The following is a 14532-nucleotide window of genomic DNA, read 5'->3' on the forward strand; positions in this document are numbered from 1 at the left end:
TTATTATTATTCTTACTCACTCAAAGTCCGGGTCATTACCGATCGCTGTCTTGATTAAACAATCTCTGTACCTGCTGCCAATAGCTGATCTGCTGTTCACGCCCGTAGCGTTCGGTGATCTGTTCCCAGGCGTGTGCCGTTGCCCGCATGGCCTCAGCAGCCGTAACTTCACCTGACGCCGCCCGATAGAGCTGACGATTCAGTGCCGCTATATACTCCTGGTCTCCGGGTAAACCCGTACCGGCAGGTACAATATAGGGCAATTCCGAGACCGCTGTTTCTAATACTTGAGTCCCATAAGTGGCTGCCAGCGCCTGCGAACGAAAATGCGAATACCGATAAGGATCTGCAAACCCGCCCTGTTCAGCCAAACTGCGTACAGAGATATCAGGATCAGTGATCCACTTAGCAAACAGATACGCCAGTGCTTTGTTTTCTGCCGTGGCCGGGATCACCAGATTGTTGCCATAAATCAGTGTACTGCGATGATTCAGTCCATGACTCAGCTCTACACCCGGCATGGGCACAGCAATAAATCGCTCCTGCACTTTAGAATGAGGCAGGCTGAGTATTTTCGCCGCCGCCAACGTGCTGATAGTCGAATAACCATTACCATTCAGAAAAATAGGCAGGGTAAACGTATAGTTACTGGATTGGTTAAGAATTCCCGGTGGAGAATATTTCACTGTTGCCAGATAACTCTCCGTGGCAGCAATACCCGCCGGAGAGTTGATCAGCGGCTTCATCTGCTCATCAAACAGCATCTGTACCGGCTCAGACCGGGATGCATAGCGGGGCATCCAGAACATCCAGCCAGACGCTTCGTCCCGCTGCTCCACCGCGCCAAAGAAACCGTTATCGGGATCATGGAAAAATGCAACCTGACGCTCATACTCCTGCCATGTCTGCGGCACGGCAAGTGCCTGACCGAACTGTTCGGCATAGCGTTTACGGTTTGCAGCATCCTCCAGCAGATCCTTGCGCAGGTAAAGCAGCGCCATATCCCCATCCGCCGCAATAGCTACCCGGTGACCGGCAAAACGGGTTTGCTGCTCTGCCAGAATCAGATCCTGATCCGCCTCCTGACCGGCAAACCCAAAGCGCTGCCGATAAGGCTCAAGGTCAATGATCAGCCCCTGATGATACAGATCTGCATATTCCCTGTTGCGCGAAATGGTCAGGTCGACCTGACGGGCGTCGCGAATGAACTCCAGCGAGGGCTTCTGCGGCATAACGTTCACATCCAGCAGAATGCCGGTACGCGCTTCCCATTCACTTTTCAGCTCATTATTCCGCCCCAGGAAGTTCACCATATTGCCCTGCTTAGCCACCAGGCGAATCACTGCGCCCGAATCCACCTCGCCAATACTGATCAAACGCTCAACTTCCTTAACAGCTTGTTCAGCCTGCTCACCGGCCAGACTCAAGGGGGCACCGGCCACCGCTACCAAAGACAAACCCAGCGCCAGGCTGCGCCTTAAAATAAGGGCACTGCGCTTTAATAACCGTTCCATAAGCTATGAACTAACCTCTATGTTCAATTACAGCATATATAAAGTTATCATATATGGCATTTAAACGCTGAAGGCGGTGCGAGAAAAACGCGACCCGGTTTTAAACGCAGCCAACTGCCGATGGGCAAAGGCAATGCCCGTAAAACTGTCCACAAAACCCGCCGCTCTGGTACAAAGCCCGGAATACGGGCTTTGTGACACGCACCGGCACCGCCATACGAGCCCCGACAATGACCTGGATTCTGGAAAATAATGGTTTTATTCTTGAAGCTATCGTCATGGCGGCAGTTATTATTTATGTAGGTCGCAAAATCTGACAGGCTGTCACTTGTATTAAACAGTAGCATCAGACAGCCAGGCCGGCATTCTGAAAAAGAGAACACTATATGCGCTGGACCCCACTGAGAACATTAACCTGCTTCTATTCTCTGATTGGAGCTTGCCTGCCTCTATCCGCCAACGCCGCGGACACTGCCGGGATCGAATCCGGCTTTACCGAAGAAGATATTTTTATCGATATTCCTCAGGTTTTCTCCGTTACCCGGCAAACCCAGAAGCTCACCGAAGTACCCGCAGCAACCACCATCCTCTCACAGAGCGAGATTCAGGCGTCCGGCGCAAGGCGCATCCCCGACCTGTTGCGTCTGGTACCCGGCATGCATAGCTACTCCGTCACCACCAACCGGGCGACTGCCAGCTATCACGGCATGTCTGACGACCACCCGGGACGTATGGAGGTGATGCTGAACGGACACTCTGTCTATCTGCCATTGCTTTCAACCGTTGCCTGGGAAACCATCGGTCTGAGCGTCGAAGACATCGATTATATTGAAGTGGTGCGCGGCTCCAATGCCCCGGCCTATGGCTCCAATGCATTTCTCGGGGCGATCAACATCGTCACTAAGAATCCACTGACGGAATCCGGCACCAAACTCATAGCCACCGGCGGCTCACTGCATACACAGGAATATTTTGCCTCTCACAGTGAATCACTGAACAGCCTCTCCTACCGACTCTCTGCCAACTACAATGAAAATGACGGCGCCGATACTTACAATGACAGCGCGCACAACAGCGCCATCAATCTGAGCGGTACCTATACCCCAACCGTCACCGACACAGTGGATTTCAACTTCGGTTTCAGCCGCGGCTCGGTTGAGCTCGGTCAGGCCGATGATCTGGACAATAATTTCACCCCGCGTAAGCACGATGCCAATTATCAGCACATCCGCTGGAACCGGGTTTTAGACAAAAACAACGACCTTAAAGTCAGCTTCACCCACAACTATCTTGATCTGGAAGAGGTGTTTACCAGCGCTGCCGATGCACTGGTATTTTTCGGTGAAAACCCTGCCTTCGCCGGTTTCCTTGCCCCAATACAGCCTCTGGGAACAGAACACGGCACAATGAACCTCTACGATATTGAGGCGGAACACAATCTGCGCATTAACCCAACACTGAGTGCAGTATGGGGCGTAGGCTACCGTTTTGAAGAGGCAGAAAGTGCCACCCTGCTGCAAAATCAGGGAGAGGTCACTGAGGAAAAGTGGCGCCTGTTCGGCAACCTGCAATGGAAGCCTACTGCCGCCACTACTGTGAATGCCGGCGGCCTGTTTGAGAGCACCTCAATCTCTGAAAACCACTTTTCTCCGCGTCTGGCGGTTAACTACAACCTTTCTCAGAGCTCCGCCCTGCGTGCTTCTGCGACTCTGGCGTACCGTACCCCCTCCCTGCTGGCGAAAAACAGCGCCTCCGGCTACCTGGGAAGCGTGGCTTCCGGTTACGAATATTTCGATCTGATCACCACGCCCAATTATGATCTGGATCCGGAGAAGCTGACCTCTTATGAGCTGGGCTTCTTCAAGCAGTGGCCAAAGAGCAACAGCCATCTGGATATTCGTGTATTCACGGAGCACATATCTAACGGCGTTAACAGCTACTACTTTGCCGATAATGGTAATGACTATGACTTGCTCAACGATGGTTTCCGGATCAGCGACAACATCGCAACCTGGCGAAATATGGGCGCGGAGTTCCAGTTCAAATACCAGCCCGTCAGACATTTTTATGTTTTGACCAACTACAGCTATCTCAATCAGAAAGGTCAGCGTGACCGTGGCTCCAGAGGTATAGATACTCTGGATGAGCGAACCCCGCTGCACACCGCATCCATGCTGATGCGCTGGGATGTAAATGAACAACTCTGGATGGGACTTAGCCAATACTATATGACCGATGTAAACTGGCTGGAGGGTGGTCAGCGTGATGAATTCCATCGCACCGATTTCAACATCAGCAAGACTTTCAAATTGAAAGGAGCCAGTGAACTGAGTACGCGTTTAATTGTGGAGAATCTGTTTAACGATGCTTATTCCGAGTTTTATGAACACAACCTCTACGACAGAAGAGCGTACCTGCAGTTTCAGTTAAGCCTCTGATCTGCTGAGTACTACAAGGATTGTAGAGAAGTGCCGGATACACGATCACGACAAATCGAAACTCTGACCAGGCTGTTACGACCGCTGGGGCTTGCCCTCGGGCTGATGTTATGTGCTGCGCAGTCGATGGCAGACAGCCTGATCGTACTCAGCCGGGATCTCGACAGCTACCGGCAGGTCGCCCAAAGCATCACCGCCGAACTGGATACCCCGAGCCGGACCATCACCCTGAGTGAAATGGAACAGGCGCAATTCCGGGCCGGCACTTACCAGCAGGTCATTGCCGTGGGAAGCCTTGCCGGCGAAACCCTGTTGACCCAATTGCCTGATCAACAGGACCTGTTTATCAGCTTTATCCCGCAACAGACCTACAGCAACCTGCTGCAGAAACATGAAAACCACCCCCGGGTCCGTGCGGGCAGAGTCACCGCGGTGTTCCTTGATCAACCCTATTCACGGCAACTGGCACTGGCCCGGCTGATCAAACCTGATGCGACCCAACTGGCTACGGCCTTGGGCCCCCACTCCAGCGAGAACCTGAAAACACTGCAACGCGCGGCGGATGCTGAGAATTTTATCCTCAGTTATGAAACCCTGCAGGAGACGGACAACCCGATTCTTAAGCTGCAGCCTCTGATCAGAAACGCAGACCTGTTTCTGGCATTACCGGATAAATCGGTGTTCAACCGTACTACCGCGAAATGGATACTCTATATCTCATTCCGCCAGCGAATTCCTCTGATCGGTTTTTCCAGAAAGTATGTTGAAGCCGGAGCGCTGGCCAGTGTGTATTCCACACCGGCGCAGATAGGCAAGCAAACCGCAGAAAGCATTCTGGAGAGATCCCGCTCAGGAGATCTCAGCCCGCCACAATACCCTAAGCATTTTTCAGTTGCCGTTAACAAAACCGCAGCACACTCACTGCGGGTCGATATCGCTTCAGAAGAGGAACTGACAGAAAAGCTTCGGGAGCGTGAACGATGAGCCGCCTGACCCTGGGGATTCGCCAGCGCGTCCTGCTCATCACTCTGATTCCGCTGAGCATGATCACCCTGCTACTGGGCAGTTACTTTATCAGCACGCGACTGGATGACGCCCATAGCGCATTGATTGAAAAGGGCCAGAACATGACCCGCATGATGGCTACTTCTGCGGAATTCGGCATGCTGGCGGGCAACCGTGACATACTTCATGGCCTGATCCGCTCAGCCACTAAAAATGATGAGGTCGATGATGTTGTTTTCCTGTCACCCTCCTTTGATGTGATCGTCCGGGGTAACCCGATGGCTCCGAAACTGGACAAAAACGCAGGCTACCCACTGCACGAAAATGATCAGGTTCTGTTCCTTCACCCGGTGATCGCGACCGGTCTGGATATACTCGATATACCCGATCTCAACAGTCAGGAGCAGGAACCGGAATTTATCGGCTGGGTGGTGATCGTACTCTCGGAGAAACCCACAAAGGAGCGGCAGTCAGAAATTCTGACCAAAGGAATATTGCTGGCGTTCATCGGTCTGCTCGGCACTTTTCTTCTGGCCTCACGCTTCGGCCAGCGGATTACCAACCCGATTCTGGGCCTGACCCATGTCGTCGAAATGTTACAGCAGGGACATCTTGAAACCCGTGCCAGCCTCTCCAGCACTGGCGAACTTCGCTCGCTGGCTCAGGGCGTTAACCGACTCGCACAACGGGTACAGGAATCAAACCAGACGCTGGAAAGCCGGGTTGATAAAGCCACAAAACGGTTGCGGGCCACTCTGGTCCATCTGGAAAAACAGAATCAGGCTTTGGTAAAAGCCCGGCGCCGGGCAGATAGCGCCAATCTGGCAAAAGATGAATTCCTTGCCAGAATGAGTCACGAACTTCGCACACCTCTGACCTCAGTCTCAGGCTTTGCCCGACTGCTCGATCAGACCGATCTTCAAGCGGAACAGAAAGAGTACACCCGGATTATCAACCTGACGTCGGGCCTGCTCCTGTCGATCATCGACGATATTCTCGACTACTCCAAACTGGAATCTAATGCGATTGAGCTGGAAGAGATCCCGTTTGAACTGGAAAGCTGCGTGCTCGATGTACTGGAGATGCAGACCGCCACAGCCCACGAGAAAGGCCTGGAACTGATTCCGGTTATAGACCCTGACACCCCCACCTTTATCGTCGGAGACCCGGTTCGGTTACGGCAGATTCTGACCAATCTGGTCAGCAACGCGGTGAAATTCACCAAACAGGGGCATGTTTGTATCCGCGTCAGTTCGAACAATATCGCCGCCTCCGAATGCCGGTTAAGCATTGTGGTTGAAGATACCGGCATCGGCATTCCAGAGGCACAGGCCAACCACCTGTTTAAAGCCTTCAGTCAGGCGGATACAACCATTACCCGCAAATACGGTGGCTCAGGACTGGGGCTGGTCATTGCCAAACGCCTGACCGAACTGATGGCAGGCAGCATAGAACTCGAAAGCGAAGAGGGACGGGGAACCCGCATCATTCTTGAAATCCCGTTTGCCGCCAATCACCGGCAGAAACTGACGACCCGCAGGCCAGTCCCCCGGGTGATTGTGTTTGATAAACACCCTCTCATACGTCTGGGCCTGAGCAAACAACTGCAAAGTCTGAACAGCGATATTATTGAAGCCCATAGCATCGGCGAGATGATCAGCCTGTCCAGCACCCAGCCCGATAGCCCGGTCATCTGGGGGCTGGAAACTCGCAAGACCAGCAAAGAAGATATCAACAGCCTGCAACAACTGCTGCAATACACCCGGAGCACCGTGATTCTGCTCAGTGGCCAGCCGCTGCCGCTCGGCCTCTCAAGTCAGGTGATTCAGTTGCGCAAACCACCCCGCAGCCAGCTACTGCACAATGCATTATCGCCAGGCTCCTACATGCTGCCGGCACTGTCTCAGGATCTGCCACTGGGGATGCAAAACGCGCCTAAAGTGCTGGTCGCCGAAGATAACGACTTCAACCGCCTGCTGATCAGAAAGATTCTCGAACAGGCTGGCGCAGAAGTGATCGAAGCGATCACCGGGGAGGAAGCTGTCCAGTTTGCCCTCAAGCAACACCCCGACATTATTCTGATGGACGTCCATATGCCGGTTATGGATGGCATAGAAGCCACCCGCAGGATCCGCCTGACACAGGCCAGACTGCCGATTATTGCCCTGACCGCCAACGTCATCGAAAGTGAACATCAGGTACTGACGAGGGTCGGGGTAAACCAGATTCTGCTGAAGCCGATCAATGACCGGGAACTCTGTCACAGCATCGACCTCTGCCTGTCTGACACACAAAGCCTGACCCCTTTACAGTCGACTGACGAGGATGGCACCACGAACCTTGAAAGGTATGATATCAGCCGCCATGACCTGACGCTGGAATTAGGGAAACAGCTGGATGGCTTGTTACAGGGGTTCAGAGAACGGGATATCAGCCTGATGCGGCATCACAGCCATCAACTGGCAGGGCTGGCCGGATTGTATGAACTGCCTGAGTTGGAAGCCTGCACCCACGGACTGCACAGTGCGTTAATAGAGCAGGAATACAGAACAATCTGGAAAGCTTTATGGCAACTGCAACGCATTATAGAACACGAGCAGTTCTGAGTCAGAACCAGGTACTGGACGGCTCCTGATCGATTAGTTTTTTCAGTTGCAGCATCACAGGGCGCAGCCTTAACATACCGGCCTGATCAAACAACGCCCCGTTAATCCCCTCTCGTGCTGCAGGCTGATCCCCATCGCCGTAAGCGATCACAAGACACTGACGGCGTATCTGCTCAAGCTCGGGATCGTGACCAATAGGCAGTGAAAGAAACAGCTCCCATCGCTCTGTAGAGGCCTGTTTATTCTCAACATCCAGAAGCAACTGCATAATCTGCTGGCGCTCAGGGCGATATGCAGGAGGCTTACCCAGCGCAAAAGCGACGGCAACACCCGCGAGCACTAAAAAACTGACAACAAAGACAACAACAAATTCCATAGCTTTAATGTAGCAGCCTGTTGAAATCGTACTCTGCAAGCCGGGCAGCCGCAGCACTGACCTCATCCCCCAGTTCAGCATCTACCCGGGCCATCTCTTTTTTATACTTCCACTGCGCCTGTTTAGACAGCGCCTTCCACTCGGCCATAATCGGGATATGCTGTGTGCGATTATAAACCTCCTGAATTACGCTGAATTCAGCCTGCTGCAGTAACTGCGGCGCAAACGACTCCAGCAGAGACGTCAGACGCATGCATGCCTCAGTGTTGCTCAGCTTCTCATCACTCCCCACCGCTTTCGCAATCACCTGAATGCTCTCGATCAGATACGCACGACGTTCTTCGTAACGCTGGCGGGTCGCCTGATCCTGCTCCTCCTGCTGAACCTTAGCCTGACGAATAATCATTAAATGCCGTCGTATATATACCACCGCGACCACACAAGCCGCTAAACCCAAAGCAATCAACAGATAAATTACAGATTGAGACATCACACCACCCGGTTACCTACAAAAAATCAGCAGCAGGAATTATACCTGAATGACAAGACAGGCACCTGCCCTAGCGGAATGAATAAGCGAGACGCTGCCCAATCCACCGGAGCCTGTTCACTATGTAGGCTGGGTTAGCGTAGCGTAACCCGGCGTGTCGTCGGTGGCGTTGGCAGGAATGGGCGTTATCGGTGCAATACGCTTAGCTATTGGCACCCTACGGAAGCTGTTAACCACGTAGGCTGGGTTAGCGCAGCGTAACCCGGTGCTTCGTCGGTGGTGTGGTTATTAATCGGCGTTATCGGTGCAATACGCTTCGCTATTGGCACCCTACGGAAGCTGTTAACCACGTAGGCTGGGTTAGCGTAGCGTAACCCGGCGTTTGGTCGGCGGGGCTGGCAGGAATGGGCGTTATCGGTGCAATATGCTTCGCTATTGGCACCCTACGGAGTCTGTTAACTACCGGTGTTTTGCAGGCGGCTGTCTGTGATGACCTACCATGATCAGAAACACGGTTGCAGCCCCTGCGGGCGCCGTTGCAGTGACCGAAGATCATCCGATCCAATAACGAAAAAACCCCTACCGCGTAAGCGATAGGGGTTCTTCGTAATTAGATGCTTGGCGATGACCTACTCTCACATGGGGAGACCCCACACTACCATCGGCGATGTTGCGTTTCACGTCTGAGTTCGGGATGGAATCAGGTGGTTCCACAACTCTATGGTCGCCAAGCAAAACTGTTACAACTCGGATCTGATTCTTCTTAGTATTTGATTTAGAGTTTTGACTGCTTTCTACATACCGTCAATTCGTTACTCTCTATCGTCGTGCTTTCGCACTTACAAGTCACTTGCCAAACGCCTTGGGCGTTATATGGTCAAGCCTCACGGGCAATTAGTACGGGTTAGCTCAACGCCTCACAGCGCTTCCACACCCCGCCTATCAACGTCTTAGTCTTAAACGGCCCTTTAGGGGACTCAAGGTCCCAGTGAGATCTCATCTTGAAGGAGGCTTCCCGCTTAGATGCTTTCAGCGGTTATCCCGTCCGAACATAGCTACCCGGCAATGCAATTGGCATCACAACCGGAACACCAGAGGTTCGTTCACTCCGGTCCTCTCGTACTAGGAGCAACTCTTCTCAAATCTCAAACGCCCACGGCAGATAGGGACCGAACTGTCTCACGACGTTCTAAACCCAGCTCGCGTACCACTTTAAATGGCGAACAGCCATACCCTTGGGACCGGCTTCAGCCCCAGGATGTGATGAGCCGACATCGAGGTGCCAAACACCGCCGTCGATGTGAACTCTTGGGCGGTATCAGCCTGTTATCCCCGGAGTACCTTTTATCCGTTGAGCGATGGCCCTTCCATACAGAACCACCGGATCACTAGAACCTACTTTCGTACCTGCTCGACGTGTCTGTCTCGCAGTCAAGCACCCTTCTACTCTTGCGCTCATTGCATGATTTCCGACCATGCTGAGGGTACCTTCGTGCTCCTCCGTTACTCTTTGGGAGGAGACCGCCCCAGTCAAACTACCCACCACACAATGTCCCCGATCCCGCTTAGGGACCTGGGTTAGAACCTCAATATTACCAGGCTGGTATTTCAAGATTGGCTCCACCTTATCTGGCGACAAGGTTTCAAAGCCTCCCAGCTATCCTACACAAGTAATATCAAAGTCCACTGTGAAGCTGTAGTAAAGGTTCACGGGGTCTTTCCGTCTAGCCGCGGGTAAACTGCATCTTAACAGCTATTTCAATTTCACTGAGTCTCGGGTGGAGACAGTGTGGCCATCGTTACGCCATTCGTGCAGGTCGGAACTTACCCGACAAGGAATTTCGCTACCTTAGGACCGTTATAGTTACGGCCGCCGTTTACCGGGGCTTCGATCAAGAGCTTCGCTTACGCTAACCCCATCAATTAACCTTCCGGCACCGGGCAGGCGTCACACCCTATACGTCCTCTTTCGAGTTTGCAGAGTGCTATGTTTTTAATAAACAGTCGCAGCCACCTGGTATCTTCGACCGCCAACAGCTTAGAGAGCAAGTCTCATCACCATCAGCGGCGCACCTTCTCCCGAAGTTACGGTGCCATTTTGCCTAGTTCCTTCACCCGAGTTTTCTCATACGCCTTAGTATTCTCTACCTGACCACCTGTGTCGGTTTAGGGTACGGTTAGTCACAACCTGAAGCTTAGAGGCTTTTCCTGGAAGCATGGCATCAACCACTTCAGTCCACATGGGACCTCGTCATCAGTTCTCGGTCTTAAGCGCCCGGATTTACCTAAGCACTCAACCTACTACCTTAAACGCGGACAACCAACGCCGCGCTGGCCTAGCCTTCTCCGTCCCCCCATCGCAGTTGTGAGCAGTACAGGAATATTAACCTGTTTCCCATCGGCTACGCTCTTCAGCCTCGCCTTAGGGGCCGACTCACCCTACCTCGAATAGCGTTGGATAGGAACCCTTGGTCTTCCGGCGGGGAGGGTTTTCACCTCCCTTATCGTTACTCATGTCAGCATTCGCACTTCTGATACCTCCACCCTGCCTTACGGCTTGAGCTTCAACGGCTTACAGAACGCTCCTCTACCATGCCATAAATGGCATCCGCAGCTTCGGTGTCATACTTAGCCCCGTTATATCTTCCGCGCGGGCCGACTCGACTAGTGAGCTATTACGCTTTCTTTAAAGGGTGGCTGCTTCTAAGCCAACCTCCTAGCTGTCTAAGCCTTCCCACATCGTTTCCCACTTAGTATGAACTTTGGGACCTTAGCTGGCGGTCTGGGTTGTTTCCCTTTCCACGACGGACGTTAGCACCCGCCGTGTGTCTCCCATGATTGCACTCATTGGTATTCGGAGTTTGCATCGGGTTGGTAAGTCGGGATGACCCCCTAGCCGAAACAGTGCTCTACCCCCAATGGTGAGACATGAGGCACTACCTAAATAGTTTTCGAGGAGAACCAGCTATCTCCGAGTTTGATTAGCCTTTCACTCCTATCCACAAGTCATCCGCTGGCTTTTCAACGACAGTCGGTTCGGTCCTCCAATGCGTGTTACCGCATCTTCAACCTGCCCATGGATAGATCACTCGGTTTCGGGTCTACTCCTAGCGACTGGACGCCCTATTAAGACTCGGTTTCCCTACGGCTCCGCAAACGCTTAACCTTGCCACTAAAAGTAAGTCGCTGACCCATTATACAAAAGGTACGCAGTCACCGTCCGAAAACGGCTCCCACTGCTTGTACGTACACGGTTTCAGGGTCTATTTCACTCCCCTCACAGGGGTTCTTTTCGCCTTTCCCTCACGGTACTGGTTCACTATCGGTCAGTCAGGAGTATTTAGCCTTGGAGGATGGTCCCCCCATATTCAGACAGCGTTTCACGTGCGCCGTCCTACTCGATTTCACGGTATATAAGTTTTCGCATACGGGGCTATCACCCACTATGGCCACACTTTCCAGAGTGTTCTGCTAACTACAATACCGCTTAAGGGCTGGTCCCCGTTCGCTCGCCGCTACTTAGGGAATCTCGGTTGATTTCTTTTCCTCCGGGTACTTAGATGTTTCAGTTCCCCGGGTTCGCCTCCTATAGCCTATGTATTCAGCTATAAGATACCTGTAAACAGGTGGGTTTCCCCATTCGGAAATGCTAGGATCAAAGCCTGTTTGCCGACTCCCCTAGCCTTATCGCAGGCTACAACGTCCTTCATCGCCTCTGACTGCCAAGGCATCCACCGTGCACGCTTAGTCACTTGACCATATAACCCGAAGGCGTCTGGATCACAGTAACTTGTAAAAGTAACGATAGATTTCGCCGAATTGGCGCATGTAGAAAATCTACATGTCAAATCTAAATCAAATGAATCAAATCCAAATTGTTAAAGAGCGTTTAAAGCAAAAGCTTTAAAAGATAAGGCATCAGTATGCGTTATGTTTTAAAACTCTTAAGAGTAATGGTGGAGCTATGCGGGATCGAACCGCAGACCTCCTGCGTGCAAAGCAGGCGCTCTCCCAGCTGAGCTATAGCCCCATACAGCGTAATTTTCACAAGACAAGGCGTGGGACGGCGAAGCATAGTGTACTATGCGAGTCGTGCCACAACGCAGCATTGTGGAAATTTGGTAGGCCTGAGTGGACTTGAACCACCGACCTCACCCTTATCAGGGGTGCGCTCTAACCAGCTGAGCTACAAGCCTATTTCTTTGCGTGTCTTTTTACGCAGTGCGGCGTTGCTGCCTTCGCTCATTCGGTCATGTACTTATGTACACTCCCTCATTCGCTCAGCCCGCGCCTTGCTCTTCGCAAAAATCCAGGCAAATAAACCACTTAGCCTACAGACTTAGTAGCTACCTTTCCGCTCTCTTCACTTTCTGATCAGATAATTCGTGTGAACGCTTGCCGAGACGCGGCATTCGTTAAGGAGGTGATCCAGCCCCAGGTTCCCCTAGGGCTACCTTGTTACGACTTCACCCCAGTCATGAACCACACCGTGGTAACCGCCCTCCCGAAGGTTAAGCTAGCTACTTCTGGTGCAATCCACTCCCATGGTGTGACGGGCGGTGTGTACAAGGCCCGGGAACGTATTCACCGCGACATTCTGATTCGCGATTACTAGCGATTCCGACTTCATGGAGTCGAGTTGCAGACTCCAATCCGGACTACGACCGGTTTTCTGAGATTAGCTTACCCTCGCAGGTTCGCGGCCCTCTGTACCGGCCATTGTAGCACGTGTGTAGCCCAACTCGTAAGGGCCATGATGACTTGACGTCGTCCCCACCTTCCTCCGGTTTGTCACCGGCAGTCTCCTTAGAGTTCCCACCATTACGTGCTGGCAAATAAGGACAAGGGTTGCGCTCGTTACGGGACTTAACCCAACATTTCACAACACGAGCTGACGACAGCCATGCAGCACCTGTCTCTGCGTTCCCGAAGGCACCAAGCTATCTCTAGCAAGTTCGCAGGATGTCAAGAGTTGGTAAGGTTCTTCGCGTTGCTTCGAATTAAACCACATGCTCCACCGCTTGTGCGGGCCCCCGTCAATTCATTTGAGTTTTAACCTTGCGGCCGTACTCCCCAGGCGGTCTACTTATCGCGTTAGCTGCGCCACTAAAAGATCAAGTCCCCCAACGGCTAGTAGACATCGTTTACGGCGTGGACTACCAGGGTATCTAATCCTGTTTGCTCCCCACGCTTTCGCACCTCAGTGTCAGTATCGGTCCAGGTAGTCGCCTTCGCCACTGGTGTTCCTTCCTATATCTACGCATTTCACCGCTACACAGGAAATTCCACTACCCTCTACCGTACTCTAGACTGGCAGTATCAGGTGCAGTTCCCAGGTTGAGCCCGGGGCTTTCACATCTGACTGACCAATCCACCTACGCGCGCTTTACGCCCAGTAATTCCGATTAACGCTCGCACCCTCCGTATTACCGCGGCTGCTGGCACGGAGTTAGCCGGTGCTTCTTCTGCAGTTAACGTCACAGGATGCAGGTATTAACTACACCCCTTTCCTCACTGCTGAAAGTGCTTTACAACCCTAGGGCCTTCTTCACACACGCGGCATGGCTGCATCAGGCTTGCGCCCATTGTGCAATATTCCCCACTGCTGCCTCCCGTAGGAGTCTGGGCCGTGTCTCAGTCCCAGTGTGGCTGATCATCCTCTCAGACCAGCTAGAGATCGTTGCCTTGGTGAGCCATTACCTCACCAACAAGCTAATCTCACGCAGGCTCATCAAATAGCACAAGGTCCGAAGAGCCCCTGCTTTCTCCCGAAGGACGTATGCGGTATTAGACCAAATTTCTCTGGCTTATCCCCCACTACTTGGTAGATTCCTACGCGTTACTCACCCGTCCGCCACTCGTCAGCAACTAGCAAGCTAGTCCTGTTACCGTTCGACTTGCATGTGTTAGGCCTGCCGCCAGCGTTCAATCTGAGCCATGATCAAACTCTTCAGTTTAAATCATATGTGTTACCAGGAATGTGGTAACGGGCTCTAGTACTAAACAACCGGATAACATTCTTAAGAACGTTAAACCTATTTGTAAATCGCTTAAATGAATTCACTTGGTTGCTTGTCTAGACAAGTAAATGTTGCGTTGTCTC

General features: G+C 52.4%; 6 protein-coding genes, 2 tRNA genes and 3 rRNA genes. 3 read left to right on the top strand and 8 right to left on the bottom strand.

What is annotated here, in order from left to right; all coding sequences use genetic code 11:
• Window positions 1-35: 35 nt before the first annotated feature.
• Window positions 36-1514 (bottom strand): ABC transporter substrate-binding protein, encoded by a 1479-nt coding sequence (locus QUD59_RS05405; RefSeq protein ID WP_286240082.1) that lies wholly within the window; start codon window positions 1512-1514, stop codon window positions 36-38.
• A gap of 386 nt (window positions 1515-1900) precedes the next feature.
• Between QUD59_RS05405 and QUD59_RS05410 the strand changes: the two genes are divergently transcribed.
• The 3 genes from QUD59_RS05410 to QUD59_RS05420 are packed head-to-tail and all read left to right on the top strand — an operon-like array spanning window position 1901 to window position 7563.
• The gene (locus QUD59_RS05410; RefSeq protein WP_286240083.1) at window positions 1901-3952 is read left to right on the top strand and encodes a TonB-dependent receptor plug domain-containing protein; all 2052 of its coding nucleotides are present in this window, start codon (window positions 1901-1903) and stop codon (window positions 3950-3952) included.
• A gap of 30 nt (window positions 3953-3982) precedes the next feature.
• A complete protein-coding gene (locus tag QUD59_RS05415) occupies window positions 3983-4936 on the top strand; it encodes an ABC transporter substrate-binding protein (protein ID WP_286240084.1) in 954 nt (317 codons plus the stop codon).
• A complete protein-coding gene (locus QUD59_RS05420; RefSeq protein WP_286240085.1) occupies window positions 4933-7563 on the top strand; it encodes an ATP-binding protein in 2631 nt (876 codons plus the stop codon). Before QUD59_RS05415 ends, QUD59_RS05420 begins: the two co-directional genes overlap by 4 nt.
• A 1-nt stretch (window position 7564) precedes the next feature.
• Here the strand turns inward: QUD59_RS05420 and QUD59_RS05425 are convergent, their stop codons facing one another.
• From QUD59_RS05425 to QUD59_RS05455, 7 genes are all read right to left on the bottom strand, one after another.
• Window positions 7565-7939, bottom strand: a complete 375-nt coding sequence (locus tag QUD59_RS05425; protein WP_286240086.1) for a hypothetical protein — start codon at window positions 7937-7939, stop codon at window positions 7565-7567.
• Window positions 7940-7943: 4 nt separating this feature from the next.
• Window positions 7944-8429: a DUF2489 domain-containing protein gene (locus tag QUD59_RS05430; protein ID WP_286240087.1), complete on the bottom strand. Its 486-nt coding sequence runs from the start codon at window positions 8427-8429 to the stop codon at window positions 7944-7946.
• A 616-nt stretch (window positions 8430-9045) separates the two neighbouring features.
• Window positions 9046-9161, bottom strand: a 5S ribosomal RNA gene (rrf, locus tag QUD59_RS05435).
• A 141-nt stretch (window positions 9162-9302) separates the two neighbouring features.
• Window positions 9303-12187: ribosomal RNA gene (locus QUD59_RS05440) — 23S ribosomal RNA — on the bottom strand.
• A gap of 196 nt (window positions 12188-12383) precedes the next feature.
• Window positions 12384-12459: transfer RNA gene (locus tag QUD59_RS05445), tRNA-Ala, on the bottom strand.
• 89 nt (window positions 12460-12548) lie between these two features.
• A tRNA-Ile gene (locus QUD59_RS05450) sits at window positions 12549-12625 on the bottom strand.
• 220 nt (window positions 12626-12845) lie between these two features.
• Window positions 12846-14386 (bottom strand): 16S ribosomal RNA (locus QUD59_RS05455).
• The 16S, 23S and 5S rRNA genes sit together here with 2 tRNA genes alongside, the layout of an rRNA operon.
• Window positions 14387-14532 lie beyond the last annotated feature (146 nt).

This window comes from Neptuniibacter halophilus (genome assembly GCF_030295765.1).
GTDB classification, from domain to species: Bacteria; Pseudomonadota; Gammaproteobacteria; order Pseudomonadales; family Balneatricaceae; genus Neptuniibacter; species Neptuniibacter halophilus.